Here is a 2,432-nt window from a genome sequence, read left to right as displayed (position 1 = left end):
ACTTCACCGTTTTTCAATGGGGTGCCTGTCTCTGGTCGGTGGACTACTTCGAGTGACTGATTCGCAGGATCATAGTCCGCACAATCCAGTGCGTGGACTGCCCCAATCCGCATCATCGTGTGCCACATCAGCTTCAGCGCTACATGCGGTCGTGATGCGTATTCGTAGGTCCGAAGGTATTGCAGGATTTGTTGGGCCCGTTCTGAGTCCAGCATCACGCTTCGGATGTTGTCGTTACCAGTCAGCGTCAGGGACAGCACCTTCGTGTGCAAATCCTGTTCGACGCCATCGATAGATTCCAGCCACTTAATGAACACGCGCAACGTGTCCATCTGGGTTTTCTCGGTGGCCGGTGCCAGATCACCTTCGACGCGTCGCCAGATGCGAAATTCGTGGAGTTGGCGGCCTGATAACTCGTTCAGGTTTTCGATTCCTTCCTCGCTGCACCACCGGATGAAGTGGCCCAGTCGTGAACGATGTGAGTACAGCGTTGCCTGGGTGACACTGTTTTCACGGTCGGCTAAGTACAGTTCGAGTTCGTGTTCTGGGTCGGTTGGTTCGAGACTCATTTGGTCGTCTCCACGCGAGTCCCCGTCAGAACCACCGTTTTGAGACGGGCGATTTCGGCCGCTTCACGCCTCAAAGGTCGAGTTGTTCGACACTCGAACTAGAGCCTGCAGCGTTGACTGATCGGCAACTCGAAATCCACCAGACAGTCTACGGCATGGGGTTTTACACTGCCACCGACTGCGAACCGACTGACTGAATTGGGAGCACGCCTCTGGAGGCGGTGAGTAGAGCGTTTGCAGGCGCTCGAGTTCCGATATCCGGTTGACGAACCCATCCATATCTCCACTACGGATCGTGACTACGTACGTGCGTTAATTTTAGAGGGCAGACTATTATAGCTCAGACTATAATAGTCTCGTCTCTACAGACAGCGCAGGCTGAGTGCCTTGGGACTTGACACCGAGGAGAAGACCCTAAGCCCGACTAGACGTGGTCCGTGCGTTCAATATGCTGTTTGATGGTGTCGGTGGAAACGTCACCAGCCGTCCCGACGTAGTACGATTCCTCCCAAAACCCGCCACCCCACAAGTACTCCTCCAAGAACGGTTCGTGCTGTTCCCACGTCTCTCGCGCCGTGATACTTTTGACCGTCCGCACGATTTCGCTCGGTGCGTGTTTCGGGTGGGCTGACGTTGTACACCGTGTGGTTCAACCGCTTCTCACCCATACAAATGACACGTCACCGACACATCTAAGTATATATAATGAATATACACAGGTATGGGAAACCGCTTTGAGATCGACGGCGAGGAAGTTCTCGATGGCGAGGTCAAACCGTTCGGGAACAGCGCCCACGTCACCGTTCCCAAACGCTGGCGTGGAGCCGACGTGAAAGTCGTCCGAATCTCAGAACCCACAGAGGAGGAGAATGATGAGTAGTACAGCTGAGGATTCTCCAAGAACGGCCTCAATCGTTCGGACTCTCTGTAATGCTGAAGAACGTGATGTAGTGCTTCGGTTTGATGGTGCGATTAGTTCTCCGACTGAGAAATATAATGGCCGGTCGTATCAAAGTGATACACTTCCGAAGGCGACGTTGAATGCGACGATACAACACGCCTCAGTCGAGGACGGTGGGATGACTCTCATGTGCTTTGCGGGAATTGAGATGGGAGAACTCGACCGGGTTGGAATCGACCCCTCCGTCGTGTATACAGAGCCGATAGAAGGTCCACCAGAGCGATGTATGGTGGATATTAACGCATCGAGGAAGTGGTGGGACGCAGAGCCTGAAATCCCGATGGAAGAAGTCGAACAGGCAATTGAAGAAGGACGTGAGGAAGAAGTCCTTCCGCCGTGGGATGGTCTTCCGACAGTTACAGTCAACGTCGAGAGGACGGAAGAATGTCACAAACGCTCGTATGAGTCAGATTTTCATATTCAGTATAGTTCTCCGACTCACGAGATGGGTACTCTGATCGACGTTCGTATCAAATGATTGCCTCACAGGCTCTCATCAAGACGCTGGACTTCCAACTCAACATCCAGAGTGACAACGAGAGCCTGCTGTACGACGCCTCCCTCGAAGCCCGCTCGGTGTCTACGAAGTTGTGTCTCGAGCGTATCGAGTTGGTCGCAAGCGAGGTTGAACTTCTCGCTACGCTTCTCGTATCTGCTCGAGTGCGTCTGTGAACCGCTCTAGTGGCTGGGCGCCAACTAGCGTCCCGGCCGCCTCTGTTTCCGGGTCGAAGACGACGAACGTCGGTGTCCCGCGGATGTCGAACGCCCTTGCCTGTTCCGCGTCGGCTTCGACCGCACCTCCAACTTGGGGGTCTCGCACTCTTGCTGTTCTTTCTCGGACGAGCAGGCCATCCCGAACAATGCGTCGTCTCGCGGGAGGGGTCACAGTGACAAGAAGAGGA

3 protein-coding genes and 2 pseudogenes are annotated in these 2,432 nt (G+C 54.4%); 2 read left to right on the top strand and 3 right to left on the bottom strand.

Annotated features, from left to right (window positions below; all coding sequences use genetic code 11):
• Together ACERJA_RS20100 and tnpA are read right to left on the bottom strand one after the other, a co-directional pair.
• The coding region (locus ACERJA_RS20100; RefSeq protein ID WP_373609977.1) for a site-specific integrase at positions 1–569 on the bottom strand (569 nt) is incomplete at its 3' end.
• Positions 570–993: 424 nt separating this feature from the next.
• Positions 994–1,200 (bottom strand): annotated as a pseudogene (gene tnpA, locus ACERJA_RS20095) (IS200/IS605 family transposase); the annotation flags it as partial.
• A 90-nt stretch (positions 1,201–1,290) separates the two neighbouring features.
• On the opposite strand from tnpA, the gene ACERJA_RS20090 reads away from it, so the two are divergent.
• Together ACERJA_RS20090 and ACERJA_RS20085 are read left to right on the top strand one after the other, a co-directional pair.
• Complete coding sequence (locus tag ACERJA_RS20090; RefSeq protein WP_006067170.1) at positions 1,291–1,449, top strand: DUF2080 family transposase-associated protein; 159 nt, start codon at positions 1,291–1,293, stop codon at positions 1,447–1,449.
• The gene (locus ACERJA_RS20085) at positions 1,442–2,008 is read left to right on the top strand and encodes a hypothetical protein (RefSeq protein ID WP_373609976.1); all 567 of its coding nucleotides are present in this window, start codon (positions 1,442–1,444) and stop codon (positions 2,006–2,008) included. Before ACERJA_RS20090 ends, ACERJA_RS20085 begins: the two co-directional genes overlap by 8 nt.
• Positions 2,009–2,167: 159 nt before the next feature.
• Here the strand turns inward: ACERJA_RS20085 and ACERJA_RS20080 are convergent.
• A pseudogene (locus ACERJA_RS20080) lies at positions 2,168–2,329 on the bottom strand (thioredoxin fold domain-containing protein); the annotation flags it as partial.
• Positions 2,330–2,432: the final 103 nt, after the last annotated feature.

Source organism: Natronorubrum sp. A-ect3 (assembly GCF_041821125.1).
GTDB classification, from domain to species: Archaea; Halobacteriota; Halobacteria; order Halobacteriales; family Natrialbaceae; genus Natronorubrum; species Natronorubrum bangense.
This window is presented reverse-complemented; position numbering and strand designations above follow the sequence as displayed.